The 26,303-nt window shown below is 70.0% G+C and carries 28 protein-coding genes; 18 read left to right on the forward strand and 10 right to left on the reverse strand.

Features of this window, described 5'->3' with window-relative positions:
• Window positions 1-196: 196 nt before the first annotated feature.
• Window positions 197-949, forward strand: coding sequence for a DeoR/GlpR family DNA-binding transcription regulator (locus tag JNB50_RS12065; RefSeq protein WP_243768357.1), 753 nt, complete (start codon window positions 197-199; stop codon window positions 947-949).
• Here the strand turns inward: JNB50_RS12065 and JNB50_RS12070 are convergent.
• Window positions 946-1,953 carry a LacI family DNA-binding transcriptional regulator gene (locus JNB50_RS12070; protein WP_208040381.1) on the reverse strand — a complete coding sequence of 336 codons (1,008 nt, stop codon included), beginning with the start codon at window positions 1,951-1,953 and terminating at the stop codon, window positions 946-948. The genes JNB50_RS12065 and JNB50_RS12070 overlap by 4 nt on opposite strands.
• Before the next feature lie 147 nt (window positions 1,954-2,100).
• Here JNB50_RS12070 and JNB50_RS12075 point away from each other — a divergent pair, with 147 nt between their 5' ends.
• From JNB50_RS12075 to JNB50_RS12095, 5 genes are read left to right on the forward strand one after another with little or no spacing between them, the layout of a single operon-like run.
• Complete coding sequence (locus JNB50_RS12075; protein ID WP_208040382.1) at window positions 2,101-3,387, forward strand: sugar ABC transporter substrate-binding protein; 1,287 nt, start codon at window positions 2,101-2,103, stop codon at window positions 3,385-3,387.
• Window positions 3,384-4,325 carry a carbohydrate ABC transporter permease gene (locus JNB50_RS12080; protein ID WP_208040383.1) on the forward strand — a complete coding sequence of 314 codons (942 nt, stop codon included), beginning with the start codon at window positions 3,384-3,386 and terminating at the stop codon, window positions 4,323-4,325. The genes JNB50_RS12075 and JNB50_RS12080 overlap by 4 nt, the downstream gene beginning before the upstream one ends.
• The gene (locus JNB50_RS12085) at window positions 4,322-5,191 is read left to right on the forward strand and encodes a carbohydrate ABC transporter permease (RefSeq protein WP_208040384.1); all 870 of its coding nucleotides are present in this window, start codon (window positions 4,322-4,324) and stop codon (window positions 5,189-5,191) included. The genes JNB50_RS12080 and JNB50_RS12085 overlap by 4 nt, the downstream gene beginning before the upstream one ends.
• Before the next feature lie 40 nt (window positions 5,192-5,231).
• Complete coding sequence (locus JNB50_RS12090; protein ID WP_208040385.1) at window positions 5,232-6,149, forward strand: nucleoside hydrolase; 918 nt, start codon at window positions 5,232-5,234, stop codon at window positions 6,147-6,149.
• Window positions 6,150-6,186: 37 nt separating this feature from the next.
• The gene (locus JNB50_RS12095; RefSeq protein WP_208040386.1) at window positions 6,187-6,828 is read left to right on the forward strand and encodes an NADPH-dependent F420 reductase; all 642 of its coding nucleotides are present in this window, start codon (window positions 6,187-6,189) and stop codon (window positions 6,826-6,828) included.
• 38 nt (window positions 6,829-6,866) lie between these two features.
• Here the strand turns inward: JNB50_RS12095 and JNB50_RS12100 are convergent, their stop codons facing one another.
• A complete protein-coding gene (locus JNB50_RS12100; RefSeq protein WP_208040387.1) occupies window positions 6,867-7,544 on the reverse strand; it encodes a methyltransferase domain-containing protein in 678 nt (225 codons plus the stop codon).
• Window positions 7,541-8,020, reverse strand: a complete 480-nt coding sequence (locus JNB50_RS12105) for an SRPBCC family protein (protein ID WP_208040388.1) — start codon at window positions 8,018-8,020, stop codon at window positions 7,541-7,543. The genes JNB50_RS12100 and JNB50_RS12105 overlap by 4 nt, the downstream gene beginning before the upstream one ends.
• 129 nt (window positions 8,021-8,149) lie before the next feature.
• Here JNB50_RS12105 and JNB50_RS12110 point away from each other — a divergent pair, with 129 nt between their 5' ends.
• Window positions 8,150-8,848, forward strand: coding sequence for a dihydrofolate reductase family protein (locus tag JNB50_RS12110; RefSeq protein ID WP_208040389.1), 699 nt, complete (start codon window positions 8,150-8,152; stop codon window positions 8,846-8,848).
• Window positions 8,849-8,851: 3 nt separating this feature from the next.
• Here JNB50_RS12110 and JNB50_RS12115 read toward each other — a convergent pair whose 3' ends face one another.
• The 4 genes from JNB50_RS12115 to JNB50_RS12130 all read right to left on the reverse strand — a co-directional run bounded on the left by JNB50_RS12115 (window position 8,852) and on the right by JNB50_RS12130 (window position 11,498).
• Window positions 8,852-9,811: a diacylglycerol kinase family protein gene (locus JNB50_RS12115; RefSeq protein ID WP_208040390.1), complete on the reverse strand. Its 960-nt coding sequence runs from the start codon at window positions 9,809-9,811 to the stop codon at window positions 8,852-8,854.
• A 253-nt stretch (window positions 9,812-10,064) separates the two neighbouring features.
• Window positions 10,065-10,532 carry a MarR family winged helix-turn-helix transcriptional regulator gene (locus JNB50_RS12120; RefSeq protein WP_208040391.1) on the reverse strand — a complete coding sequence of 156 codons (468 nt, stop codon included), beginning with the start codon at window positions 10,530-10,532 and terminating at the stop codon, window positions 10,065-10,067.
• Window positions 10,533-10,560: 28 nt separating this feature from the next.
• On the reverse strand, window positions 10,561-11,103 hold the full coding sequence (locus JNB50_RS12125; protein WP_208040392.1) for a MarR family winged helix-turn-helix transcriptional regulator: 543 nt from the start codon (window positions 11,101-11,103) through the stop codon (window positions 10,561-10,563).
• A 35-nt stretch (window positions 11,104-11,138) separates the two neighbouring features.
• On the reverse strand, window positions 11,139-11,498 hold the full coding sequence (locus JNB50_RS12130) for a hypothetical protein (protein WP_208040393.1): 360 nt from the start codon (window positions 11,496-11,498) through the stop codon (window positions 11,139-11,141).
• A gap of 203 nt (window positions 11,499-11,701) precedes the next feature.
• Between JNB50_RS12130 and JNB50_RS12135 the strand changes: the two genes are divergently transcribed.
• From JNB50_RS12135 to JNB50_RS12150, 4 genes are all read left to right on the forward strand, one after another.
• Window positions 11,702-12,043: a hypothetical protein gene (locus tag JNB50_RS12135; protein ID WP_208040394.1), complete on the forward strand. Its 342-nt coding sequence runs from the start codon at window positions 11,702-11,704 to the stop codon at window positions 12,041-12,043.
• On the forward strand, window positions 12,040-12,300 hold the full coding sequence (locus tag JNB50_RS12140; RefSeq protein ID WP_208040395.1) for a hypothetical protein: 261 nt from the start codon (window positions 12,040-12,042) through the stop codon (window positions 12,298-12,300). Before JNB50_RS12135 ends, JNB50_RS12140 begins: the two co-directional genes overlap by 4 nt.
• Window positions 12,301-12,326: 26 nt before the next feature.
• The gene (locus tag JNB50_RS12145) at window positions 12,327-13,163 is read left to right on the forward strand and encodes a DUF1206 domain-containing protein (protein ID WP_208040396.1); all 837 of its coding nucleotides are present in this window, start codon (window positions 12,327-12,329) and stop codon (window positions 13,161-13,163) included.
• A 110-nt stretch (window positions 13,164-13,273) separates the two neighbouring features.
• Window positions 13,274-13,864, forward strand: a complete 591-nt coding sequence (locus JNB50_RS12150; RefSeq protein WP_208040397.1) for a 2'-5' RNA ligase family protein — start codon at window positions 13,274-13,276, stop codon at window positions 13,862-13,864.
• A gap of 12 nt (window positions 13,865-13,876) precedes the next feature.
• Here the strand turns inward: JNB50_RS12150 and JNB50_RS12155 are convergent, their stop codons facing one another.
• The 3 genes from JNB50_RS12155 to JNB50_RS12165 form a co-directional block, all read right to left on the reverse strand.
• Window positions 13,877-15,064 carry an alkaline phosphatase family protein gene (locus JNB50_RS12155; RefSeq protein ID WP_208040398.1) on the reverse strand — a complete coding sequence of 396 codons (1,188 nt, stop codon included), beginning with the start codon at window positions 15,062-15,064 and terminating at the stop codon, window positions 13,877-13,879.
• A gap of 67 nt (window positions 15,065-15,131) precedes the next feature.
• The gene (locus tag JNB50_RS12160) at window positions 15,132-16,097 is read right to left on the reverse strand and encodes an alkaline phosphatase family protein (RefSeq protein WP_208040399.1); all 966 of its coding nucleotides are present in this window, start codon (window positions 16,095-16,097) and stop codon (window positions 15,132-15,134) included.
• 91 nt (window positions 16,098-16,188) lie between these two features.
• Entirely contained in the window at window positions 16,189-17,346 is a 1,158-nt protein-coding gene (locus tag JNB50_RS12165; RefSeq protein WP_243768358.1) for a LacI family DNA-binding transcriptional regulator, read from the reverse strand.
• 156 nt (window positions 17,347-17,502) lie between these two features.
• Between JNB50_RS12165 and JNB50_RS12170 the strand changes: the two genes are divergently transcribed.
• From JNB50_RS12170 to paaK, 7 genes are all read left to right on the forward strand, one after another.
• Window positions 17,503-19,164 carry an ABC transporter substrate-binding protein gene (locus tag JNB50_RS12170; RefSeq protein ID WP_208040401.1) on the forward strand — a complete coding sequence of 554 codons (1,662 nt, stop codon included), beginning with the start codon at window positions 17,503-17,505 and terminating at the stop codon, window positions 19,162-19,164.
• Between the two features lie 88 nt (window positions 19,165-19,252).
• Window positions 19,253-20,233, forward strand: a complete 981-nt coding sequence (locus tag JNB50_RS12175) for an ABC transporter permease (protein ID WP_208040402.1) — start codon at window positions 19,253-19,255, stop codon at window positions 20,231-20,233.
• A 17-nt stretch (window positions 20,234-20,250) separates the two neighbouring features.
• The gene (locus JNB50_RS12180; RefSeq protein WP_208040403.1) at window positions 20,251-21,195 is read left to right on the forward strand and encodes an ABC transporter permease; all 945 of its coding nucleotides are present in this window, start codon (window positions 20,251-20,253) and stop codon (window positions 21,193-21,195) included.
• Window positions 21,192-22,880: an ABC transporter ATP-binding protein gene (locus JNB50_RS12185; protein ID WP_208040404.1), complete on the forward strand. Its 1,689-nt coding sequence runs from the start codon at window positions 21,192-21,194 to the stop codon at window positions 22,878-22,880. The genes JNB50_RS12180 and JNB50_RS12185 overlap by 4 nt, the downstream gene beginning before the upstream one ends.
• Before the next feature lie 33 nt (window positions 22,881-22,913).
• Window positions 22,914-24,086, forward strand: coding sequence for a glycoside hydrolase family 1 protein (locus JNB50_RS12190; protein WP_208040405.1), 1,173 nt, complete (start codon window positions 22,914-22,916; stop codon window positions 24,084-24,086).
• 220 nt (window positions 24,087-24,306) lie between these two features.
• Entirely contained in the window at window positions 24,307-24,759 is a 453-nt protein-coding gene (gene paaI / locus JNB50_RS12195; protein ID WP_243768359.1) for a hydroxyphenylacetyl-CoA thioesterase PaaI, read from the forward strand.
• Between the two features lie 14 nt (window positions 24,760-24,773).
• Entirely contained in the window at window positions 24,774-26,084 is a 1,311-nt protein-coding gene (gene paaK, locus JNB50_RS12200) for a phenylacetate--CoA ligase PaaK (protein ID WP_208040406.1), read from the forward strand.
• The last annotated feature ends 219 nt before the right edge of the window (window positions 26,085-26,303 follow it).

A 26,303-nucleotide genomic window follows, 5' to 3' on the forward strand; every position in this document is an offset into this window, starting at 1 on the left:
CTGTGTGGGGAGGGAGTGGGTGGGAGTCGCCGCACCCCGTCGGGGCGGGCGGTCTTCACGCTAATCGGGCTGCGCGTTCGTGGCGATAGTTCAGCAAGAGGTTTCAAATGAGCGCCAAATGCTGTTCATTCAGCGTTCATATGAGCGAAAATGAGCACCGGAATGCTATTCGTGTTCATATCCGGAAGGAGACCGCATGCTGACCCATCAGCGCGAAGAGGCCATCGTCGAGCGCGTCCGCACGTCGGGGAGCGCGACGGTCGAGGAGCTGTCCGCGCTGCTCGACGTCAGCGGCACCACCATCCGCCGCGACCTGGAGCGCCTCGAGCTCGCCGGCAGCGTGCGGCGCGTGCACGGCGGCGCCACTCTCCCCGAGGTCGGTCACGACGAGTTCGAGGACCTGGACCCCGACGCCGCAGAGAAGCGTGCCATCGCCGCCACGACGGCCGGCCTCATCCGGGACGGCGACGTCGTGCTCCTCGACATCGGCCACACCACGCTCGCGATCGCCCGCCACCTCCGCGACCGGCCGGTGACGATCGTCACCAACAACCTCTGGATCCTGCGGGTGCTGGGCGATGACCCCGTGTGCACCCTCATCCTGCTCGGCGGCGCCGTCGGGTCGAAGCCGGGCACGGTGTCCGGCCCGCTCACCGAGCAGATGCTCGCTCTCATCCACGCGGATGTCGCCGTGATCAGCAGCGGCGGCATCCGCCCGGACGGATCGGTGGTGACCGACCTCAATCAGGAGGCGACGATCAAGCACCGGATGTGCCGAGCGGCCGACCGGACCATCCTGGTGGCGACATCGCTGAAGTTCCCCGGCGAGGGAGCCTTCCAGATCGCGTCCCTGCAGGATTTCGACGTCGTCGTCACGACGCCGGGTTCCGGCGCGGCCACGCTCGATGCCGCGGCCGGGCAGGGGATGCGCGTGGTGATCGCGGACTAGGCGGCGTCGCCGTCCGCAACCTCCCCGTGCCGCCCGCACGACCGCCGCGCCACGAACCGGTGCGGCAGCGTCTCGTGCACGTGGGCGTCCGCCGCCGCGATCAGCACCTCGATGGCGCGGGTGGCCAGTTCGGGGATGGGCTGCTGGACGGTCGACAGCGAGGGGACCGCGTACCGCGAGTGGGCGGTCCCGTCGAACCCGACGACGGCGAGGTCGTCGGGCACGCGGAGGCCGAGCTCGGCCGCGGCGTAGAGCACTCCGAACGCCTGTTCGTCGGTGGCGACGTAGATCGCCCGGGGGCGGTCGTCGCTCGCGAGCCAGTCCAGCGACACGCGGGCGGCGTCGCCGCGGGAGGTCTCCGACCGGCGCACCGAGGCCTCCACTCCGGGCGATCGGAGGATGGCGCGCGTGAACCCGGCCGCGTGCTGGCGGGAGCCGGCCGAGTCGGTCGGGCCGTTGAGCAGGCCGATCGTTCGGTACCCGTGGCCGACGAGGTGCTGCGTCGCCTCCTCGGCGGCGTGGTCGTAGTCGATGGTCAGCGAGGAGGCCGGCTGGTCGAGGTCGAGGGGGTGCAGGGCGACGATCGGGATGCCGGCCTCCGCCACGAAGCCGAGCTGCGGATCGTCCGACACCGACACCAGGACGATGCCGTCGACGCGGCGTTCGATGAACGAGCTCAGCTGCTGCAGCTCCTGCTCTTCGCTGCCGGCGGAGTCGGCGATCAGCAGCAGCCGGCCGGCGGCCGTCGCCGCCGTCTCGAGTGCGCGCGATACCTCGCCGAAGTAGGGGTTGGCGATGTCGGGCACGATCAGGCCGACCGAGAGCGTTTTCCCTGCGCTCAGCGCGCGGGCGAGCGCGTTGGGCCGGTAGTTGAGCTCGGCGGCGGCGCGCAGCACGCGCTCGCGCGTCGCAGGGGAGACGTTCCGTGGGCCGTTGTTGAAGACATAGCTGACCACCGCCGTGGAGGTCCCCGCCCGTTCGGCGACGTCTCGTCCTGTTGCCACTTCCCCCTCGTTTCCCACGCGTAGCCGTCGATTCTTCTAATCGATTAGAGAAATCCTAGTCATCATCTTGCGGATCCTCCACCGAGCATTTATGGTCATCTAAGCGGTTAGCTCTATCCGCTTAGATTTCGAGAGAAGGACTACCCGATGAAGCGTTCCTCCCTCGTCGTCGCCGCCACTCTGGCGGCGTCGGCGCTGCTGCTCGGCGGCTGTTCGGCCTCCGGCTCCTCCTCGTCCCCGACGACCGGCACGGTCAACCTGCTCGGCCCGGAGGACCCGAAGACGTTCGCCCCGGTGATCGCCGGCTTCGAGGCCGCGAACCCCGGCGACACGGTCAAGTACACGCAGGTGCCGTTCGACCAGCTGAGCAGCACCCTGCAGCAGCGGCTCGCCGCCAAGGACAGCACGATCGACGTGTACGCGGTCGACCAGCCGAACATCCCGCAGCTCGCGGCGCAGGGCTTCCTCGAAGACCTCTCCGACCTCCAGAGCAAGGAGAAGGCGGCGACCTCCGACGCCCAGTACAAGATCAACCTCTACAACGGCAAGATGTGGGCTCTGTCGGTCTGGAACTCGACCCAGCTGATGTTCTACAACAAGGACGCACTGGCCAAGGCCGGCGTCCAGCCACCCTCGGCCGATCCGGCCCAGCGCTGGACGTGGGAACAGACCGAGACCGCGGCCCGCGCAGCCCAGGCGGCCGGGATCAAGAACGGCCTGCTGATGGAGCAGGTCGAGGCGTACTACCAGCTGCAGCCGCTGATGGAGTCGCTCGGCGGCGGCTCCGGCATCACCGGAAAGCAGATGCTGACCCCCGCCGTCGAGACGGCGGGCTGGCAGAAGGCGATGCAGTGGTACGCCGACACCTTCGCCAGCGGGCTGTCCCCGCGCGGCGTCGGCGGCTTCCAGACCTCGCCGGTGTTCTCCAACGGCGACGTCGCGTTCTTCGTCGGCGGCCCGTGGGATGTCGGCAACTTCGCCCAGAACGCGAAGTTCGACTGGGGCGTCGCGCCGCTGCCGTACTTCGAGGGCGGCAAGCAGGTGACGCCGACCGGCTCGTGGTCGTGGGGCATCAATCCGGCCTCCACGAAGAAGGACCTCGCCAAGAAGTTCCTCGAGTACGCGGCGCTGAACCCCGAGGGCAACCTCCTCACCGCCAAGAACACGACCATCATCCCGTCCGTCACCGAGGCCGAGAAGAAGTACCTGCCGACCCTGGAGGCCCTCGGCGGCGCGCACAGCGCCGGCGTCGAGAAGCTGGTCGCCTACGAGGTGACGCACACGGCGGTGGCCCGCCCGGTCTCGGTCGGCTACGTGCAGTTCGACTCGGTGATGTCCAAAGCCTTCGCCGACATCCGCAACGGCGCCGACGTGAAGTCCCGGCTCGCCCAGGCGACCCAGCAGCTGAAGGACGCCTGGAGTCAGCTGAAATGACCACCAGCACCATCCGCCCCGGGGCCCGCAGCGCGGGCTCCGGGGCGGGAGCCCCGCAGCGACCGCGCAGGAGGCGCACGCAGCGCCCGGCGCTGGTCGCCCTGGCGTTCCTCTCGCCGGCGCTCATCGCCCTCCTGGTCCTCCGGCTCGTGCCGGCGGCGGACGCGCTCTGGGAGTCGTTCTTCCACAAGAGCCTGCTGCAGAGCGGCTCGGTGTTCGTCGGTCTCGGCAACTACGCCGAGCTCTTCACCAACAAGGAGTTCCTGGCATCGCTGGGCGTCACGCTCCTGTTCACGATCATTGTCAACCCGCTGCAGGTCTGCGTCGCCTTCCTGCTCGCGGTGCTCTACACCAAGCGCTCGGCCGGCTCAAAGCTGTGGCGGTCGCTGGTGATCCTGCCGATCGCCGTCCCGCCGGCGGTCTCCGCCGTGATCTGGAGCGTGATCTACCGCCCTGACGGCCTCGCCAACTCGTTCCTGTCGCTCGTCGGCATCCCGCCGCAGCCGTTCCTGACGTCGCCGCAGCAGGCGCTGTGGTGCATCATCGTGCTGTTGTCGTGGATCGGCGTCGGCTACTGGATGCTGTTCCTGATCGCCGGTCTCAACGACATCCCGACCTCCTACTACGAGGCGGCGTCGCTCGACGGCGCGTCCGCCTGGCGGCAGCTCTGGAGCATCACCTTCCCGCTGCTGCGCCGGCCGCTCGCGTTCGTGCTGGTGGCCGACACCGTCTCCAACCTGCTCGTTTTCGCGCCGGTCCAGATCCTCACCAAGGGCGGACCGCAGGGCGCGACGAACCTGCTCATGTACGACATCTACAACCGCGCGTACACGCTGGGCGACCTCAACAAGGCGCAGGCGGAGGTCATCATCCTGGTGCTGCTCACGATCGCGATCGTCGCGCTGCAGTTCCGACTCCTGAGGAGCGACGAGTCATGACCTCCACCCTCGCCCCGCGCGCCACCCGCTCGCGCGGTCGGCGCACCCTCGCCTACGTGGGCCTGAGCGTGGCCGCCGCGGTCGTCGGGCTGCTGTTCCTGCTGCCGCTGTGGTGGACGTTCGTCAACTCGTTGCGGCCGGGAGCCGAGACGTTCAGCTACCTGAACCCGCTGCAGTGGCAGACCTTCTTCACGCTCACCCCGACGCTCGACAACTACCTCTCGCTGCTGAGCAGCGACCTCGGCAGGGCGATCGCCAACTCGCTGTTCGTCAGCGTCACGACCGTCGTGATCGGGTTGGTCATCTGCGCGATGGCGGCGTTCGGGTTGTCGGCGATCCCGTTCCGGGGCAGGGGCGCGCTGTTCTCGATCGTGATCCTCAGCTTCCTGATCCCGTTCGACGCGATCTCCATCCCGCTCGCGGGCCTGTTCCGCGACTGGAACCTGCAGAACACCTTCACCGGCCTGATCCTGCCCGGAATCGGCAACGGCATGGCGATCTTCCTGCTGCGGACGTTCTTCCTCGCCATCCCCGGCGAGCTGGTGGAGGCCGGCCGGCTCGACGGACTCGGCTGGTGGGGGATCTTCCGGCGCATCTACGTGCCGCTGTCGCGCCCCGCGCTGATCGGCGCAGGGCTGATGCTCTTCCTCTTCCAGTGGCAGGCCTACGTGTGGCCGCTGCTCATGGGCACGGACGACACCCACATCCTCGGCCCGGTCGCCCTGTCGAACCTGCAGGGCCAGTTCAACGTCGACTACGGCGTGATGTTCGCCGCGTCGATCGTGCTGACCATCATCCCGCTCGCGATCATCGTCGCCTGCCAGCGCTACTTCATCCAGTCCGTGAGCACCAGCGGCCTCAAGTAGCCGGCTCCGCCACCACCTCTCGACACTCCAAGGAACACCCATGCCCCACCACCGCATCATCCTCGACACCGACATCGGATCCGACGTCGACGACGCGCTCGCGCTCGTGCAGATCCTCGGCACCCCCTCGCTCGAACTGGAGGGCGTGACGACCGTCTACGGCGACACCGCCCTCCGCGCCCGCATCGTGCGCCGTTACGCCGCCCTCGCCGGTGTCGACCTGCTCGCCCATCCCGGCGTCGGAACCCCGCTGTCGGGCCGCGAGGTCTGGTGGGCGGGCCACGAAGGCACCCTCCACGACGAGCTGGAGCGGGAGCCCGTGTCGGACGAGCCGGCCGTGGACCACCTCGTCCGGCGGGTGCTGGAGAACCCGGGCGCCATCGACATCGTCGCCATCGGGCCGCTGACCAACATCGCCGCGGCGATCCAGTCGGAGCCGGCCTTCGCCTCAGCGGTGCGCGGCCTCTGGATCATGGGCGGCGCCTTCGCGGAGGGGGACCCGGCCACCGCCGAGCCGGAGCACAACTTCCGCTCCGATACGACGGCCGCGCAGATCGTCTTCGACGCCCGCATCCCGACCGTGGTGACCGGCCTGGAGGTGACCCGCCAGGTCGAGATCCGGGACGACAGCGTGCAGCGGATCGCCCAGGCCGGCCCGGCCGGCGCCGCGCTCTACGCCGACATCGCCCAGTGGTGGGAGTTCTGGAGCACGCAGTGGAACGTGCCGCACGACCCGGTGACCGTCCTCACGCTCACCCGCCCCGACCTGTTCGCGTTCAGCGGTCCGGGGACCGTCGCAATCGAACCGGACGGCGAGGGAGCGGGACGAAGCGTCTTCACCCCCGACGCCGCGGGCTGGGTCCGGGTCGCCACGCGCGCGGACGCGGCCGCCGTCGGTGAGGAGATCGTGCGCGCGATCGTGGCCGCCTCCGCCGACGCCGGGGTGTTGGAGGGCTGAGCCGGAATTCCGTCGGCTCCTCCTGGTTGAACACGTCATGACCACTGTAGGAATCATCGGAGCCGGTCACATCGGCCAGGCACTCGCCCGCACCTTCATCCAGCACGGCTACACCGTGACCATCGCGAACTCGCGCGGTCCGGAGACGCTCGCCGACCTCGTCGCAGAGCTCGGCCCGTCCGCCACGGCCGCGACCGCCGCGGAGGCCGGCGCGGCCGGCGACTTCGTCGTGGTGACCGTGCCGCTGAAGAACTACCGCGACATCCCGGTGGCCCCGCTGGCGGGCAAGATCGTGATCGACACGAACAACTACTACTTCGAGCGCGACGGCCACATCCCCGAGCTCGACGAGGGCACCGCGACCGTGACCGGGCTGCTCCAGGCGCACCTCCCCGAATCCCGGGTCGCCAAGGGCTTCAACCACATCGGCGCCCGCGACATCCCCACCACCGGCTCGCCGGCCGGCACGCCGAACCGCCGCGCGCTCGCGACCGCGAGCGACTTCGAGGACGCCGCAGCGCTGGTCGCCTCGATCTACGACGAGTTCGGCTTCGACGCCGTGAACATCGGCCCGCTCTCCGAGAGCTGGCGGGTCGAGCGCGACCGCCCGGCCTACGTGGTCCGCCAGAACCGCGAGGAGCTCGAGGCGAACCTGGCGAAGGCGCCGCGCACCATTTGAGTCGCGGCGCGGCGGGAGGCGGGGCCGGGGGCTCCCCCCTACCCCCGCCCCGTCCCACTCCCCAGGAACGCCGTCCCGAAGCACAGCTCCGCCCACGCCGGCTCCACCAGACTCGACCGCACGGCAGCGCGGATCTCTTCCCACGGCCGGTGCGCGATCCACTCGTCGAGCGAGGCGGACGAGCCGACGCCGACGGCGGCGACGCCGAGCCGGGACAGCCAGCCGGGCGTCGCGGCGGGGAGCTTCAGGTCGAGCACGGCGAGCCGTCCGCCCGGTCGGAGGGCTGTGGCGGCGTGGGCGACGACGGCGCCGCAGCCGGGCACCTGGGTCAGCGCGTAGGTGGACAGCACCGCGTCGACACCGGTCGGGAAGTCGAAACCGGCCGCGTCCGCCTGGACGAGGCGCACGTTCCTCCAGCCCGCGGCCTCCACCCGTCGCTCCGCGCGCTCCAGCATCGCATCGGTCAGGTCGACCCCGACGATCCGGCCTCGCGGCCCGATCGCGCGTTCCAGCTGCGCGAAGTTCAGGCCGGTGCCGCAGGCGAGGTCGACCACGGTGGCGCCTGCGCGGAGGCGGAGGGCGCGAACCGCGAGCAGGCGCTGCCCGTGCTGGGGGTAGCCGGGCACGGGTGAGAGCCGGGAGGTCACGTCGTAGTGCGCTGCCTTCCTCCGGTACGTCTCGACCAGGCGCTCCCTGGTGCGGTCCGCCTCCGTCACGGCGACCCCGCTTCTGCCTGCACGTCCGCCTCGACCGCAGCCCGGATGCCCGTCATCTCCCGGTCGCTCACCCGCTGGATCTGCGCCCGGAGGGCACGAGCGGGATAGACGCGCATGACGTTGGCGATGTCGACCTCCACCCACATCATCGCCGCGGTGCCGACGGTGCCCACCGGGACGAACTCCATCCCCCAGCGCGCAACCGAGGTGCCCATCGTGCCGGCGAACGCCATCGCATTCGGCTCGTCCACGGCGGTCACCCGCTCGCTCCGCCGGTGGTCGACGCCCAGGTCGCGCGCCCGCTGGTCCACCCAGGCGCCGGGCTCCAGGGGGCCGTCGCCGCGGATCCGGCACTCGAGCACGGTGGGTGCCCACTCCGCCCACCGGCCGACGTCGCACAGGTATGCCCACACCGTGCCGATGCTCGCGGCGACGATGATGCGGCTCTCTGTTCTGATCGTGCGGTATCGGGTCATGGACCGACGGGGGCGGCGTCGTCCGGCTGCGGGCGTGCGGCCTCCGACCTCCTCAGAGGGTTACACGAGGTGGAGGTGTGCGGGGTTCACGGGTCGGGTTCTGTCCGAGGGGCTCGCTATGGTCGGCGGATGGGGATGCCGTACCTGTCGACCTACAACGAGCTGAGCGTCGATGGACGTCTGGGAGGCTTCCCCGGCGACCCGGCCGACTTCTATCAGCGTGCGTTCCGCTGGCCGACGGATGCGATCCTGATGGGAAGCGTCACCGCACTGAACTTCGGCCCGGGGGAGAGCCCGCACGAGCAGTCGATCGTGCTCCGACCGCCGGCCGTGCAGGCGCCGCCCGCCGGATTCGAGCGTCTGCTGACCGGCGAACGCCCGCTCCTGCTCGTCCCGGACAGCACGGGACGCGTAAGAAACTGGCGCCACACCCAGGCGCAGCCGTGGTACCGGTCGATCGTCGCGCTGATCGCCGAGTCCACCCCGGAGGAGTACGTCGACTATCTGGGACGGCGCGGCACCGCGTGGCTGCGCGTCGGACGTGATCGCGTCGACCTCGATGCGGCGCTCGTCCGCGTGGGCGCGGAATTCGGCGTTCACAGGATCCGGACGGACGCGGGCGCCGGATTGAACACGGCGTTGCTTCGCTCCGGCCTGGTCGATGAGATTATCGTGCTCGTCCGGCCCGCCCTGTCGACCGACGCGGGGGCTCGACGCCTTTTCGAGCTCGAGACGGTGCCGGAGCGATACCGCTCGCTCCGTCTGGTCGAGTCGGAGGCCGCCGGGGACGGCAGCGTGCTCCTCCGTTACCGGGCGAGCGCCGGCTGAAGGTCACGCCCCGCGCGGCACCCGCACCCGCAGCGCCCCCGGATCCACGCGCGTGCGCAGTGCGGACACCCGTCCGAAGAGGTCGCCGTCGAGTTCGACCTCGTGCGGGCGGTCGAGCGTCACGACGAGCTCACGGCCCTTCAGGTAGTTCATCGCCCGGACCTCCCGTCCGGCGCCCATCAGCCGGCGGCCTGCGCTCGTCCGCCGCAGCACGCCGTTCTCCCAGAAGACCTTGACGACGATCCGCAGCCAGCCCACGGCACCCTCCGGGCGCAGCACGACGATGTCCAGTTCGCCGTCGTCGACCGCGGCGTCGGGGAGCAGCAGGATGTTGGCCGGCAGCGACCCGCAGTTTCCGACCAGCACGGAGTGGGCGTGCGTCGAGTGCGTCCGGCCGCCGTCGAGCTGGTAGCGCAGGCGCAGCTCGTTCTTGTCGCGCAGCACGGTGCCGATGGCTTTCACGTAGGCGAGCCAGCCCGCCTTCGCTTTGAGGTCGTCGTCGGTGGCGGCGATCATCTGCGCGTCGATGCCGAGCCCCGCCATCACCAGGAAGACGCGCTTCTCGGTCCGTCCGCCGTCGCGCAGCTCGGCGACGCCGACGTCGATGGGGCGGTCCGTGCCGCCGAACGCGGTGTCGAGCGCGTGCTCCATGTCGTCGAGCGTCAGGTCGAGGTTGCGCGCGAGGAGGTTGCCCGTGCCGGCGGGCAGCAGCGCGAGGGGAGTGTCGGTGCCGCGCAACTCCTCGGCGACCGTCCGAACGGTGCCGTCGCCTCCCGCGGCGATGACGATGTCGGCGCCCTGTTCGAGGGCCTGCCTGGCCTGGCCCGTTCCCGGGTCGTCCTCGGTGGTCTCCAGCCAGAGGGTCTCCTCCCAGCCGTGCCGCTGCTCGGCCGCCCGGAGCGCTGCGCGCAACGCGGCCGCGTCCGTCTTCACCGGGTTGACCACGATCGCGGCCCTGCTCATCCGACTCCCCTCGACATGCCGACAGTACGCCCGCCGCCCGCGTCCGCAACTCCGGAGGCCGGACGCGCCACGCCGCCGCGCGATCCGTAACTCCGGAGATCCGTCGCGATCCCGCCCGGTTCTCCGGAATTGTCCACACCATCACGGAGTCCGTAACTCCGGAGATCCGTCGCGATCCCGCCCGATTCTCCGGAGTTCCGGCAACGACACGCGCCGCGGCCGGCCGGCCTCCGGAGTTGCCGACCAGCCCCGATCAGTCGGCCTCGGCCAGCACCGTCAGCTGCGACAGGAAGGCGACGACGGTCTGCGACCGCTCTGGCCCGAGGGCGGCAGCCACGTCGAGCATCCTCCGGTGCATCGCGGCGAGCGTATGCCGCACCTCCTCGTCGGCGCCCGGCGTCGCCCGGATGGTGATGCTGCGCCGGTCGCTGGGATGCGGGTGCCGGGAGACATGGCCGGAGGCGGCCAACCGGTCGAGCATGGCGGTGACCGACGACGACTTCATCCCGAGGTACGCTCCCAGCTGCACGGGTGTCGTGAGACGGTGCTCCTCCTGCGCCTTGAGCAGGAACTTCAGCGCACGCAGGTCGGCCTCGCCCATGCGCATCGACTCGCGGGTGCGCCGGCGCATCGCCTGCTCCGCGGTGCGGTACTCGCGCAGGGAGGCGATGACCCTCACCGCGTGCGCGGGAGCCTCGTCGTACCAGGGCGTGTCGCTCATCCCGTCGATCTTAACCGCCGGAGCCCGCTCACTCGGATGAACGTGCCTTCCGCTGCTCGTGGTCGGCGGCCGCGTTGTCGATGCGATCGACCGCGTCGCGCAGGCGGTCCATGAACTCGACCACGGTATCGGCGTCCTCCGGAGTCAGCTTCGACGCGACCTCCACCAGCTCTTCGCGCACGTCGCCGAGGATCGCCTTGTGCAACTCGTCCGTCGGCACGGTGGGCACGATGATCAGCGCCCTGCGGTCGAACGGGCTCGGCTCGCGCCGGATGTGCCCGGCCTTCTCGAGGCGGTCGAGCAGCACGGTGATCGACGAACTCTGGATGCCCAGGTAGTCGGCGAGCTCCCGAGGTCCGACCGTCATGCCGCGTTCGCTGGCGCGGAGGAGGTAGCGCAACGCCGAGATGTCGTTCTCGTTCATGCGCATGGTCTTCTCCGACCGACGCTGCATGGCGCTGTCCGCTGCTCCGTAGGCGCGGATGTGCTCCAGCACGTCGATCGCCCGTTCGCGATCCGTCTCGGCGCTGTACCAGTAGTGGGGCGCCGGACGCGTGTCGTCCGTCGTCATGCAACAGATGATAGACCAGCTACAAGCTAGAGCGTCTAGCGAGCGGCGACAGCGACCTGTCGCGCGGTCGGCCGCTCGCGGCGCTCGCGGTATGCGCCGAGGTTGGTCGGCTCCTCGGTGACGAGGATCCCGCTCGCGCGGCTGGCCATCTCGACCATGCTGTTGAGCCAGGCGTCGTTGAGTCGCCCGGGCTCCGCCTGGTCGAAGTCGTATCGGATCGGGATGGCGTTGTCGATCCAGAGCGAGGTGCGCGCCGAGTCGCCGGCCTCCTGCGATGCCCAGCTGAGGAGGAACGGTTCGCGCCGCCGGAGTTTGAGCGTCACCGCTGCCTGCAGGTGCGCCAGTGTTCTGTCGTCGAAGGTGAAACTCTCGCCGTCGTAGGTCAGCGTCCCCATCGTCCTCTCCTTCGTTCGGTTGTCGCGCCGAGCCTAGCGTATTGCTAGAGGATCTAGCTACATCAGTCTCTAGATGCTCAATCGCCGCAACTAACTAGCATCCCGGCAGCGCAAAATCAACCCCCCTGCCGAAACTTGCTACGACGATCAATTAGCTAGAAGCTCTAGTTACTTCACGAAATGCACGTCTCGAAGGGGTAATCATGACGATCGCGATCAAGGATGTCCGACCGGTCCTCCGCCTGCCCGCGGCAGCCACCGGCAGCCGTCGCGACGACCGGGCCCCCGCCCCCAGCGAGCACCTCGCCTGGCGCGAGCCGATCGACGGGCTGTGGGTCGCAGAGACGCCGTCGACCTACCTCGGCATGATCGAGCGGGTGGACGACGGCTTCATCGCCTCGGCGGCCGACGGTCGCAGCCTCGGCCGCTTCGCGGAAGCCTCCGACGCGAAGATCGCCGTGTACGCGAGCTGGTTCCGGCGCCACGAGACCCCCGGCGTGCTCGGGTGGGCGCGAGGGATCCTGCGCAAGGCGGTCGGTGCATGATCGCGGACGCGGCGGAGGTCGTCTCCGACTGGGCAGAGCTCGTCCCCAAGCGCGCCTACGTGCTCCTCTCGCCGGACGGCGACGAACTGCTCTCGACCTACGGCGGCCCCGGCGAGAAGGCCGGGGCGGCGGTCTTCTTCGCGCACGCTCCCGGCGGCGACGGCGAGATCACGATCGCAGAGGCCGATGGCTGGTCGGTGCTGCGCAGCATCCCGGGGGACGACGGCCACGACCGAGACCACGACAGGGAACAGTAGGGCGGCCGTCCGGTGAGCAGGATCCGATGAGCGTCGGCTCGAGTGGCGCGGCGGCGGACGCCGGGGCCGAGCTCCGCAGCGCCGTACGGACCGCCGGCGACAGCACGTTCCTGGAGGTCCCCGCCAGGGTCGGGTTCGCGGCGAGCGGCCTGATCCAGGTACTGCTCGGCGGTCTGGCGATCCAGCTCGGGGCGTCGCGGGTGGGGGAGCCCGACCAGACCGGGGCGCTGGAGGAGGTCTCGAAGCTCCCGGGAGGCTTCGTCGTGCTCTGGGTCGCGGCGATCGGCCTGTTCGCGCTCGCGCTCTGGCTGCTGACCGAAGCGGTCCTGGTCAGAGCCGGTTCCGCCGCCGACCGCTGGCTGCGGCGGCTGGAGCACCTGAGCAAGGCCGCGGCCTACGCGGTCCTCGGCGTCACCGCGCTCGCGTTCGCCGACGGCCACCAATCCCACGCGAGCACCACGACGAGCCACGTGAGCGGAAGCATTCTGTCGTCGCCGGGAGGCCAGGTGCTGCTCGGGGTGCTCGGGATCGTGACGGGTGCGGTGGGCGTGTACTTCGTCGTGAAAGGGATCCGGCTCCGTTTCCGACGCGACATCGCGGTGCCTTCGGGATGGGCCGGGCGGGGCATCACCGCGCTCGGGGCGGTCGGTTACGTCGCGAAGGGCATCGTCGTCGGTCTCGCCGGAGCGGCGTTCATCGTGGCGGCCGTCCGCGCGCAGCCGGCGACGGCGACGGGCCTGGCCGGCGGCCTGTCGACGCTGGAGCAGTTCCCGTTCGGCGGCGCGATCATCGTCGCCGTCGGGTTCGGGCTGATCGCCTCCGGTGTCTACAACATCGCGCGGGCCTGGCTGGCGCGATTCTGACGGCCCGCGCCGACGGGCGTCGCGGACGATCGAATGTGGCAACCTGGGCGTGGGACCGGTGGCCGAGGTGGACGCGGCCCGCCGAGGGAAGGCCCGCGATGCGACCGTTCATGACCGACCCGGCGACGCTGGCCTCGCTGGAGGGCCAGCAGTACGTCGTGCTGAGGCCCGCGGCGGAGGTCGGCGCGTTCTACGCGACGCAGCAGCGCATCCTCCTCGAACGCCTGCCGAGCGGGCTCCCGCATCCGAACACGGGTCACGTCACTCTGCGCGGGTTCGCCGAGCCCGACCGCGTCGATGCGCTGCGCGACACCGTGCGCTCGTGGGCGGCGGCACTGGACCCGATCGAGGTCGCCGTGGAGGCGATCGACGGATTCCCGGCGCCGTTCCAGGTGCTGATCGCGCGACTGCGGCGGTCGCCGGCGCTGACGGCGGCGTACGCGTCGCTGACCAGGACGCTGGACGCCACCGACCTCGAGCGGATCGGCGAGCTGGCGCTCGACGACTGGGTCTTCCACCTCTCGCTGGTCTATTGCGCGGCCCTGTCCGACGACGAGTGGCGTGCGCACCTCGACGCGTCGCGCCGGCCCATCGCGCCCGCTCCGAGCGAGCTGATCTCCGCCGCCGAGTTCGTCTGGTACAGCGGCGGCGCCGAGCACAGCGAGATCGTTCCGCTCGGCCCGGCCTCGCCGCTCGCCTGACGCGCGTACCCGTCACGCCGGCGGCGCGACCGGCGCCTTCGGCGGCTTCGGGTTCACCTTCCCGTCGATCGGTGCGGGTACCGTGCTGCCGTCCAGGGTCACGAGCGGAGGCAGCGGCCGGCCGAGCGGTCCCGGCCAGGGGGCGGGAGCGACGGGCGTCGGCCGCGGGATCGGGGCGACCGGCTGCACGACCGTGCTCCCTGGCGCCGGCGGCACCGGGCGCCCGAGCCCCGGCTGCACCAGGTGGGCGAGCGAGGGCGCGTCGTCGACGCGCGGCACCCCGAACGTCCCGAGCCCGAGGAGGTCGCAGATCGTCTTCGGGATCGATGCGTGCGAGTGCCACTCCGGGTCGATCGCCTGCGTCACGGCACCGCCGAACATCAGCAGCGGGATGCGGGAGCCGCCGATGATCGGGAACCCGTCCGGGTGCAGGGCGTCCGGCACGGTCTCGATCGCGGGCGTCGGCACCGAGTCGGCGTAGCCGCCCCAGTCGTCCCAGGTGAGGATGAAGACGGTCTCGTCCCAGCCTCCGCCGTCGATGACCGCCTGGACGCGCTGCCACACGAGCCCCTGGCCCTTGGCGATGTAGTCGGGGGCGCTGGTCGCGGGCGGATGCTCGTCGTAGCCGGCCGGCGACCAGACGTAGCAGACCTCTGGCAGCGTACCGCCCTTCGCCATCGGGATGAACTGCGACGGCGGGTGCACGTCGTCGGTGCCCGGCGGCGTCGAGAGCGACGTGTAGAACTTGACCGGATAGCCGTCCTGGTCGGGGAACGCGCCCCAGCTGACGCCGGCCTTCTGGGCGACGCTGAAGATCGACGGGAGGTCCCACACCGGGTGCGTCCCGACGAACGGCGGGTTCTTGAGCGTCGGCATCTGTCCGCCGACGGCGAGCATGTGGCCCGGCGTGGAGTTGGAGCCGGAGCCGAAGTGGTGGTCGCTGAACACGAACGTCTTGGCGAGCCAGCTGTAGTAGGGGATGACCTGGTCGTTGTCGAGCTGCATCGGCTCGGCGGGATAGTCGCCCATCGCGTAGTGCACCCAGGCGTTGCGGTCGTGCGGCTGGTCGAAATCGGGGGCGGTGGTGCGCAGCGGCCCGGTGTTCGCGACCTGCGCTCCCCACTCCGACAGGGTCGGGAAGTAGAAGTCGGTGGTCTTGTTCTCCTGCAGGAAGGCGATGACGCGCTTCACGGCTGCCATGACACCAACGAAGCACCTCCGCGCCGCGGGCGCCAGTACCGTGTCGGGATTCGCAGGGTCAGGACGCTCACTTCAGCAGCGGCGTCATCGCCGTCGCCGCGGCGTCCTCCCCGGTGAGCGGATTCAGCCCCCACGCCTCCTCGACGGTGCGCAGCAGCGAGTAGTGCGTGTACGGCTCGTCAGAGACGGTCTGCGCGCGGGCGGCGGGGCCGGCGAACAGGCAGGCGACCGTGTTGTCCGACGCGTCGCCCTCGTCGAACGTGACGACGAGGAGCGACCGCTGCGTGGTGAAGGCGGGGGAGGCGAGGATCCGGGGGACGTTCGCGCGCAGCCAGGCGTCACCGGTCGCGACGGAGCAGTCGTGCATGTCGTTGCAGAGGTTGGGGCTGATGAAGGCGAAGTCCGGCAGCGTCGTCGCCGACGCGAGGTCGGTGGCGAACTGCGTGTACGGCACGTCGTGCGACGCGCAGTACGCCGGCCGGGCGGTCACGCTCGGAAAGTAGAGGAACGGATTGTGCTTCACCGCGTACAGCGACGTGTTCGTGGTCGTGCACGGCGCCGGCATGCTCTCCGCGTACAGCTTCCATGACCGTCCCGCCCGGTCGAGTTCTGCCGCGAGGTTGGGGCCGGTGACCAGGCAGGAGCCGCCTGGCGGGTTGCAGTCGGTCGTGATGCCTCCCGTGGTCCCGCTGGTGAGCGCCAGGTAGTTCGGGAGGCTCGGGTGCGTGACCGCGGAGTAGCGCGTCGCCAGCGCGCCGGAGCGGGCCAGCTGGTTCAGGTAGGGGGCGTCAGGGTCGCCGATGATCGCGGTCGCGGGTTTGTTCTCCTCGACGATGACCACGATGTGCTGGAGGCCGGATGACGACGCGGTCGCCCCCGGCGGCGCCGGCGCGGTCGCGCGTGGCGCACTCTGCGCGCTCCGCGCACCCGTGCCGGTGCCCGGCGCCGACGCGCCGGCCGTGCACCCCGCGAGCGCGAGCGCGATCGCCGCGGCACCCGCCGCCGCCCGCACTCCGCGCATCCGCCCGCCCATGCCAGCACAGTAGCCCCGCTGCGGGCCGCCGAGACGTGAGTAGTCGCCGGGATGCCCTCACGGATTCCGGAGATCGCTCACGTCTCGGCGGTTAGAGGAGGGGTCCCTCGCAGCTTTCGCGGAGGAGGACCGTCACGGGGAGTTCCGCGTTGGTCGGGGCCAGGTCGGGGGCGTTGAGCCTCGCGACCATCGCGCGCACGGCGGCGCGCCCCAGCTCCAGCATCGGCTGGCGGACGGTGGTCAGGCGCGGCGTCGACCGGGTCCCGTCGTCGATGCCGTCGAAGCCGGTGACGATGACGTCGTCCGGCACCCGGAGGCCCGCGGCGCCGAGGGCGTCGAGCACGCCGAGCGCCATCTGGTCGTTGGCGCAGACGAGGGCGCGGGGGAGGCGGCCGCCGGCGATCAGGTCGGCGGCGACGACCCTGGCGCGTTCGCGCGAGAACTCGCCGTGCAGCACCGGCAGCGCCGTCGGGTTGATTCCGCGGCCCTCCAGGGCCTCGGCGAAGCCGCCGTAGCGCTCGGCGTCGTCGGGGGAGTCGAACGGGCCGGTGAGGTACATCGGGTCGCGGATGCCGTGGGCGTCGATCAGGTGCTCGGTGAGCGCGCGCATGCCCTCCCGGTTGCGCACGGTGATGTGGTCGAAGTCGTCGCCGCTGCGCTGGCCGGCCAGATAGACGACCGGGATGCTGTCGCCGATCCGCTTGAGGACGTCGTGCGGTGCGCTCTGCGCGATGACCGCCAGACCGTCCACCTTGCCGGCGAGGTCGCTCAGGGCGATCTCCAACGATTCCGGGGACCGCCCGCGCCCCACGCTGATCATCAGCGAGAAGCCCTGGCGCCACGCCTCGAGTTCACAGCCGCGGAGCACGGCCTCGAAGTACAGATCGGCGCCCAGTCGCTGGCCGGGTCGCGGGGGATCGAGGCGCACTTCGACGGGATGGTCGACGTCGATCGCGGGGTCGCTCAGGTCTTCGACAGCGTCGACGCCGGGGAGGAACAGCCCGAGCACCCCCGTTCGGCGCGAGGCGAGGCCGCGTGCGCTGCCGCTCGGGACGTAACGCAGCTCGCGCACAGCGGCGAGGACGCGCTCTTGAGTGGAAGCGCGTACATCCTCGGGTCGCGTGAGCACACGTGAGACCGTAGCGATCGAGACGCCGGCGTGCGCTGCGACATCATACACCGTGGGCTTTCCTGCCACTTTTCCCCCGAATTCTTCCGCGAATGGGTGGACTTGATCACATTCTGGCATGTGGAACCATCTTTTGGGGGAGGGGTTGAAAGACGTTTCGTATGCGCTTACAGTGGGTCCCGCTCACCGGTTCGGCCACTCCGACCGAAACCGAGCACAGCCTCACCGCCCGAGTGCGGAGCACCTCGTCATCGTCGACTGAAGGGACCCCTTGCGATGAACAAGCCAAGAACGCGCCTCCGGCGTTCACTCGTCGCTATCGCCGCCGCCGCGTCACTGCTGGCGATGAGCGCGTGCAGCATCCAGACCTCCGGCTCCAACGGATCCGGCAGCTCGGGGGCCAGTGGCTCCCTGCTCTTCGGCGCGGACGGCGGCAACCCGACGTTTGTGCGCAACTTCAACCCGTTCGCGCCGACCGCCCGCACCGGCGCGCACTACATGTACGAGCCGCTGCAGGTGGTCAACGCCATCGACGGCAAGGCCACCCCGTTCCTCGCGACCGGCGACAAGGTCGTCGACCCTAAGACGATCGAGTACACGATCCGCTCGGGCGTGGACTGGTCCGACGGCACGCCGTTCACCCCGGCCGACGTCGTCTACACGTTCGACCTGCTCAAGAAGACGCCGGCGCTCGACCTGCTCGGGCAGTGGCAGAACATCGACACGATCAGCTCCTCGGGCAGCACCGTCACGTTCCACCTGAAGGGCCCGAACGTGCCCGCGGCGACCATCATCGACCAGCAGATCATCGTTCCTGAGCACATCTGGAAGACCGTGAAGGACCCGGTGACCTGGACGAACGAGAAGCCGGTCGCCACCGGACCGTACGTGGTCGGCGACTTCGCGCCGAACCAGTACACGATGGTCAAGAACACCAAGTACTGGCAGGCCGACAAGGTCGCGGCCGAGAAGCTGGTGCTTCCGGCCTCCAACACCAGCCTCCAGATCGTCAAGGGCGGCTACGACTGGGCATACTCGTTCATCGACAACGTGGACAAGACCTGGGTCGGCGCGAACAAGCAGCACAACAAGTACTGGTTCCCGCCCGGCGGCACCATCTCGCTGATCCCCAACCTCACCAAGGCGCCGTTCAACAACGTGGACTTCCGTGCGGGCCTGGCGGCCGCTCTCGATCGGGACAAGATCGCCAACGACGCCGAGCAGGGCTACGTGAAGGCCGCAGGCCAGAACGGCCTGCTGCTGCCGAACGCGCAGTCGTGGCTCAACCCCTCCCTGCCCGACCAGGGCATGATCGCGCAGGACACGCAGAAGGCGCTGCAGTCGTTCGAGAAGGCCGGCTACACCCAGCAGGGCGGCAAGCTCGTCGACGGCTCCGGCCAGCAGCTGCAGCTCACGATCACCACGCCGAACGGCTACACCGACTGGCTGCGCGGCGTGCAGGCAGTGCAGTCGCAGCTGCAGGCCATCGGGATCGCGGTGACGATCGACCAGCCGCAGCCGGCCGCGTACACCCAGGCACAGAACAACGGCGACTTCCAGCTCCTGATGGGGGCGTTCGGCGGCGCGGGCAGCGTCTACCAGGACTTCAACACCCTGATGAGCAGCCAGTTCGTCAAGCCGATCGGCACCGCGGCGTCCGGCAACTTCGAGCGATTCAGCAGCCCTCAGGCGGACGCCCTGCTCGAGCAGATGCGCTCGGCCACCTCCGACAGCGACCAGAAGAAGATCGCCGGCCAGCTGCAGGAGGTCATGTACAACCAGCTGCCCGTCATCAGCCTGTTCTACGGCGGCCTCTGGGGCCTGTTCAGCGACAAGAGCTTCACCGGCTGGCCGAGCGAGAGCGACCCGTACGCGACCCCGGCCACCTGGACGGAGAACTCGCTGCTGATCCTCACCCACCTCACGAAGGCGAAGTGAGCGGAGGCCGGTCGCGGGTGACCACCCGCGACCGGCCCCGCTCCCACCGCACCGACCGACCACATCGACCACAGCGAAAGGAGGCGTCGTGCGCTACCTGCTGGGCAAGCTGGGACTCTTCGTCCTCACGCTCTGGGCCGCCATCACGGTCAACTTCATCCTGCCGCGCCTGATGCCGGGCTCGCCCGCCGACGCGGCGATCGCCAAGCTCAGCCAGAACGGCCCGGTGTCCCCGGCGATGCGCACCTCCATCGAGGCCCAGCTCGGCGTGCCGACCGGCAGCCTCTGGGACCAGTACGTGACGTACCTCGGCCAGATCGTCCACTTCGACTTCGGGCCGTCGTTCAGCTACTTCCCGCAGTCGGTGTCCAGCCTGATCGGGGCGGCGCTGCCGTGGACGCTCGTGCTCGTCGGCACCGTGACGATCCTCGCCTTCGTGCTGGGCACCCTGCTCGGCGTGCTGGCGGCCTGGAAGCGCGGCACGGCCCTCGACACCATCCCGACCGTCGGCGGCCAGTTCCTCTCCGCGTTCCCGTACTTCTGGATCGCGCTGCTGCTGCTCTTCTTCTTCGGCTACGTGGCCGGCTGGTTCCCGACCAGCGGCGCGTACTCGCAGACCGCGACGCCGAACTGGAGCTGGAGCTTCTTCGCCGACGCGGTGTACCACGGCATCCTGCCCGGCCTCACGATCCTGCTGACCGCGTTCGGAGGCTGGATCATCGGCATGCGCAACACGATGGTCAACACGCTCGGCGAGGACTACGTGACGTTCGCGGAGGCCAACGGCCTGCGCACGCGCACCGTCGCCCTCCGCTACGCGGCCCGCAACGCGCTCCTGCCCCAATTCACCTCGTTCGGCATGGTGCTGGGCGGCGTGGTCGGCGGATCGCTGCTCGTGGAGACCGTCTTCGCCTATCCGGGCGTCGGCCTCCTGCTCTTCCACGCGGTGACCAACCAGGACTACCCGCTGATGCAGGCGCTGTTCCTCATCATCACGGTGAGCGTCCTGATCGCGAACTTCCTCGTGGACATCCTGTACGGCGTGCTCGACCCGAGGACCAGACGATGACGCAGAAGGAGCCGACGATGACGCAGCCACCGAGCACGACCTCCGTGCGTGCGACCGAGGTCGCCGCCGCCTCGGCCGGCGAGCAGAAGGGCTGGAACCCGCTGCGCGTCGTCGGGCGCGCCTTCGGGACGGTCTGGTCGGAGCCGAAGGCGCGCTTCGGGATCGTCCTGCTCGCGCTGTTCATCCTGATGGCGATCTTCGCTCCGCTGCTCGCGCCGTACGACCCGCACGACACGTCGTTCCCGCACAGTCAGGACGGCAGCGCCGCGCACTGGCTCGGCACGACGGCCGTCGGCCAGGACGTGCTCTCGCAGCTGATCTGGGGCTCCCGGATCTCGGTGTCGGTGGCGTTGGTCGCCGGTCTGCTCAGCACGATCGTCGCCGTCGTCGTCGGTCTCAGCTGGGGCTACGTCCGCGCGTTCTGGGGCGAGGGCGTCGGCTTCGTGGTCAACCTCTTCCTGGTCATCCCGTCGCTTCCGCTGATGATCGTGATCGCGGCGTACCTGCACAACGGCGGGATCGGCGTCATCGTGCTCGTGGTCGTGGTGACCGGCTGGGCGTGGGGTGCCAGGGTGCTGCGCTCGCAGACCCAGACCCTCCGCTCGCGCGACTTCGTCACGGCGGCGAAGTTCAGCGGCGAGAGCGCGAACCGGATCGTATTCCGCGAGATCCTGCCCAACATGACATCGCTGATCGTCGCGAGCTTCTTCGGCGCGGCGACCGCGGCCATCCTGGCGGAGGCCGGCCTGGAGTTCCTTGGTCTCGGCGACCCGAACACGGTGAGCTGGGGAACGATGCTCTTCTGGGCGCAGAACAGCAACGTCCTGCTCACCGGCCAGTGGGTGCAGCTGTTCGCGCCCGGCTTCATGATCGCGCTGTTCGCCGTCTCCATGACGTTCATCAACTTCGGGGTCGACGGGCTGAGCAATCCCCGTCTGCGCGAGAGGAAGGCGGCGCGATGAGCCTGCTGCGAGTCGAAGACCTGTCCGTCGTCTACGACGAAGGCGACGGCACCGCGTTCGAGGCCGTGAAGAGGGTCGGCTTCGAGCTCGACCAGGGCGAGTTCGTCGGGCTGGTCGGCGAGTCGGGCTCCGGCAAGTCGACGCTCGGCTTCGCGCTCACCCGGCTGTCGAAGCCGCCGGCGCGCATCGCGGGAGGCCGCATCCTGTTCGACGGCACCGACATCGCCGCGCTCTCCATCGAGGAGGTGCGCACCCAGCGGCAGGGCGGCTTCGCCATGGTGCTGCAGTCGGGCATGAACGCGCTCAACCCGGTGCGGACGATCCGCAACCACTTCATGGACATCTTCGCGGCCCACGGACATGTGCCGCCGCGCGCCAGGGCCGCCAGGGCGGAGGAGCTCATCGCCAAGGTGGAGTTGCCTCCCGCGACCCTGAACCGGTACCCCGGCGAGCTCTCGGGCGGCATGCGCCAGCGCGTCTCGATCGCCCTCGCGCTCTCGCTGGAACCGCGGCTGATGGTCTTCGACGAGCCGACCACCGCCCTCGACGTTCTCGTGCAGCACGCGGTGATGAACACCATCCGGCAGCTGCAGGCGTCCGAGAACTTCACGGCCGTGCTCATCAGCCACGACCTCGGCGTGGTGCTGGAGGCGACGCAGCGCGTGCTCGTCATGCACGACGGCGTCATCGTCGAGGACGCGCCGAGCGAGCGCATCCTGAACGCGCCGCAGCACCCGTACACGCAGATGCTGCTGAGCCACTACGGCGACCCGCGGGCCGCCGAGGTGAGCGTGCCCGGCCTCGACCGCCGCGCGGAGGGGGAGGCGCGTCCCGCGCCCGACACCGGTGCAGTCTCGGGGGCGCGCACGGCGGGCGCCGCCGCCCGGCAGCGGCTCGGCGCACGTGAGCCGATCGTCGTCTCCCACCTGACCAAGGTGTACCCGAAGGGCCGCAGGGGCGCCGCGACGCGTGCCGTCGACGAGGTGTCGTTCACGCTCGAGCCGGGGATGTCGATGGCGCTCGTCGGCGCGAGCGGCAGCGGCAAGTCCACCATCGCCAAGCTGATCACCGGCGTGGAGCGGCCGACCTCCGGCACCATCGCGTTCGGCGGCACCCGCATCGACACGCTGCGCGGCCGGCGGGCGCTCAAGCAGCTGCACTCCGAGGTGCAGATGGTGTTCCAGGACCCGTACGCGGCGCTCAACCCGCTGCACACCGTCGAGTACATCCTGACCAGGCCGGTCGAGAACTTCACCGGTCTGCGCGGCGGCGCGGCCCGCGCCCGCGTGCGGGAACTGCTCGAGACGGTCGGCCTGACCCCTGTCGAGAAGTTCGCCTCCCGGCTGCCGCACCAGCTCTCCGGCGGCCAGCGCCAGCGCGTGGTCATCGCCCGCGCCCTCGCGAGCGACCCGCAGGTGATCATCGCGGACGAGCCGGTCTCGATGCTCGACATGTCCCTGCGGGCCGGCGTGCTCGCCCTGCTGGAGGAGCTGAGGCGCACGCGCGGCGTGAGCATGCTCTACATCACCCACGACCTGCTCAGCGCGCGGCTCGTCACCGACCGGATCCTGGTGCTCGACAAGGGCGTCGTGGTCGAGCGCGGCGACACGGCCGAGGTGCTGCAGCGGCCACAGGACGACTACACGGTGCGGCTGCTCGACGCCGTTCCGAGCCCGCGCGGCTGACGTCCCTTCCATCCACGAACCGAGGAGAACTCTGTGCTCACCTTTCCCGACGGCTTCCTGTGGGGTGCCGCGACCGCTGCCCACCAGGTGGAGGGGAACAACGTCAACAGCAATTGGTGGGTTCTCGAGCACACCCCTGGTACGCCGATCGTGGAGCCGAGCGGCGACGCCGCCGACCACTACCACCGCTACCCGGAGGACCTCCGGCTGCTCGCCGACGCCGGGCTGAACAGCTACCGGTTCTCCGTCGAGTGGGCGCGCATCGAGCCGGAGCGCGGGTTCGTCTCCCGGGCCTCCCTCGACCACTACCGGCGGATGATCGACGCCTGCCTCGACGTCGGTCTCGAGCCGGTCGTCACGCTGATGCACTTCACCGTGCCGCGGTGGATGGACGCGGCCGGCTTCTGGCGCAACCCGGAGGCGCCCGACCTCTTCGCGCGCTACACCGAGACCGTGCTGCCGATCCTGGAGGACGGCGTGCGCTACGTGTGCACGATCAACGAACCCAACATCGCGGCGATGCTGGCGGGCGGTGAGGACGCCGCCAACCTGGTCGCCTTCGGCCTGCCGAACCCCGATCTCCAGGTCGCCGACGCGCTGCTCGCGTCGCACAGGAGGGCGCGCGAGGTGCTCTCGTCGGTGCCGGGCCTGCAGAGCGGCTGGACGATCGCCACGCAGGACTTCCGGGCGGTGGACGAGCCGGGCGCGGCCGAGATGCTGCACGAGTACGGGTACCCGCGCGACGACTGGTACCTCGAGCAGGCCGAGGGCGACGATTTCGTCGGGGTGCAGGCGTACACGCGCACGTTCATCGGGCCGGAGGGGCCGCGTCCGGTCGCCGATGACGTCGAGACCACCCTGACCGGTTGGGAGTTCTATCCGCCGGCCGCCGCGAACGGCATCCGCTCGGCCTGGCAGAAGAGCGGGCACACGCCGGTCATGGTGACGGAGAACGGAATCGCGACCGCCGACGACAGCCGCCGCGTCGCCTACACCGCGGAGTCGTTGCGCGCCATCCACGAGACGATCGAGGAGGGGATCGACGTGCGCGGCTATCTGCACTGGAGCGCGCTCGACAATTACGAGTGGGCCAGCGGCTTCCGGCCGACATTCGGCCTCGTCGGGGTCGACCTGCAGACGTTCGAGCGCACGCCCAAGCCGTCCCTCGGCTGGCTCGGCGCCGTCGCGCGCCGCAACGCCCTCTGACCTCCGCCGAGGGGCACGTTGTTGTCCCTTTCGACGCGCGAAAGGGACAACAACGTGCCCTTCGGCGAGTGGAGGTTGCGTGCACGGCATCGGGATGCGACGATTACCGAACGATCGGTAAGGAATTCGCGCGTCGCCGTGGACGCACGATCCGCCGGCGGGTGAGGATGACGATGTCCGACGCTTTCCTGGTGAGCGGGGTTCGACCGGCGGTGCGCGCATGACCGCGGACCCGGAGCAGTCGATGCAGCCGCAGCAGCCGGTGCGCCCGATGATGCAGCGCGACCGGGCCTCTGCCGCCCTGGGCATGGAGGTCGAGAAGGATGAACCGGGCGAGTCCGTCGTCAGCATGCGCGTGCGCGACGACATGACGAACGGCTTCGCCATCACGCACGGCGGCCTCGTGTTCGCGCTCGCCGACACCGCCTTCGCGATCGCCTGCAACGAAGACGAACGGGTGACCGTCGCCGCCGGCGCGGACATCACCTTCCTCAAGTCCACGCGCGCCGGGCAGACGCTCACCGCGCACGCCGTGCGCCGCAGCCTGATCGGGCGCACCGGCGTCTACGACGTCACCGTGACAGACGAGACCGGCGACGCCGTTGCGGAGTTCCGCGGTCGCTCGCTCACCACCAATCGGGCCGCGGGCGACAGCCGCGGCGCCGCCGACTGAACCGGGAGCGACCCGTGTCGAAGACGACCGCCCACGCAGTGCTCGACGTCGCCGAGGTCGACCCGGCGACCATCGGGCGCGACGAGCTGCGCGCCCTCCAGCTCCACCGCCTCCAGTGGACGGTGAAGCACGCCTACGAGAACGTTCCCCTCTACCGTGCCAAGTTCGACGCGGCGGGCGTCGCGCCCGACGACATCCGCAGTCTCGACGACCTCCGCCTGCTGCCGTTCACCACCAAGGACGACCTGCGCTCGACCTACCCGTTCGGGATGTTCGCCGTCCCGATGTCGGAGGTCCGCCGCATCCACGCGTCATCGGGCACGACCGGGCGACCGACCGTGGTCGGCTACACGCAGGGCGACCTCGACCGCTGGGCCGACCTCGTCGGGCGCTCGCTGCGCGCGGCCGGGGTGACGGCCGGCTGGAAGGTGCACAACGCCTACGGCTACGGACTCTTCACCGGAGGTCTCGGCGCGCACGCCGGCATCGAGCGGATCGGCGCGACGGTCATCCCGATGTCGGGAGGCCAGACCGCGCGGCAGGTGCAGCTCATCCACGACTTCGAGCCCGACGCGATCATGTGCACGCCGAGTTACCTGCTGACGATCGCCGACGCCATCGAGGCGGCGGGGCTCGACCCGCGCGGCACGTCGCTGAAGGTCGCGATCCTCGGCGCCGAGCCGTGGACGAACGAACTGCGGGCCGAGATCGAGCGTCGGCTGGAGCTCGACGCCGTCGACATCTACGGCCTCAGCGAGGTGATGGGCCCCGGTGTCGCGAGCGAGTCGGTGGTCACCAAGGACGGTCCGCACGTGTGGGAGGACCACTTCCTCCCCGAGACGATCGACGGCGAGACGGGCGAGCCCGTGGCCGACGGCGGGCACGGCGAGCTCGTCTTCACCTCCCTGACCAAGGAGGCGTTCCCGGTCATCCGCTACCGCACGCGCGACCTGACCCGCCTGCTGCCGGGCAGTGCGTACCCGGCGCTGCGGCGCATCGAGAAGATCACCGGCCGCGACGACGACATGATCATCCTGCGCGGCGTGAACCTCTTCCCCACCCAGATCGAGGAGCTCGTGCTCGGCATCGAGACGCTCACGCCGCACTTCGTGCTCGAACTGCGCAAGGAGGGCAGGCTCGACACGCTCACCGTGCGGATCGAGCGGCACCCCGCCCTCGAACGCGACGTCTGCGAGGCCGCCGCGAAGGTCCTCCAGCAGCGCATCAAGACGCACATCGGCACCACCGTCGACGTCGTCCTCGCCGAGCCCGCCGAACTCCCCCGCAGCGAGGGCAAATACAAGCGCGTCTACGACTACCGCTGACCTCCGCGACATTCGTCACGAATCCCGACATTCGTGCCACGAATCACGACATTCGTGACGAATCTCGCACCCCGGCGACGATCGAGATTCGTCACGAATGTCGACATTCGTGGCACGAAAAGTGACATTCGTGACGAATCTCGCGGCCCGCAGGGGCTCAGGGGCGCAGGAGGGTGAAGAAGCGTTCGACGTCGGCGGCCATGTCGATGGTGGGGTCCA

The organism is Leifsonia sp. TF02-11 (genome assembly GCF_017565305.1).
In the GTDB taxonomy this organism is placed as follows: domain Bacteria; phylum Actinomycetota; class Actinomycetes; order Actinomycetales; family Microbacteriaceae; genus Leifsonia.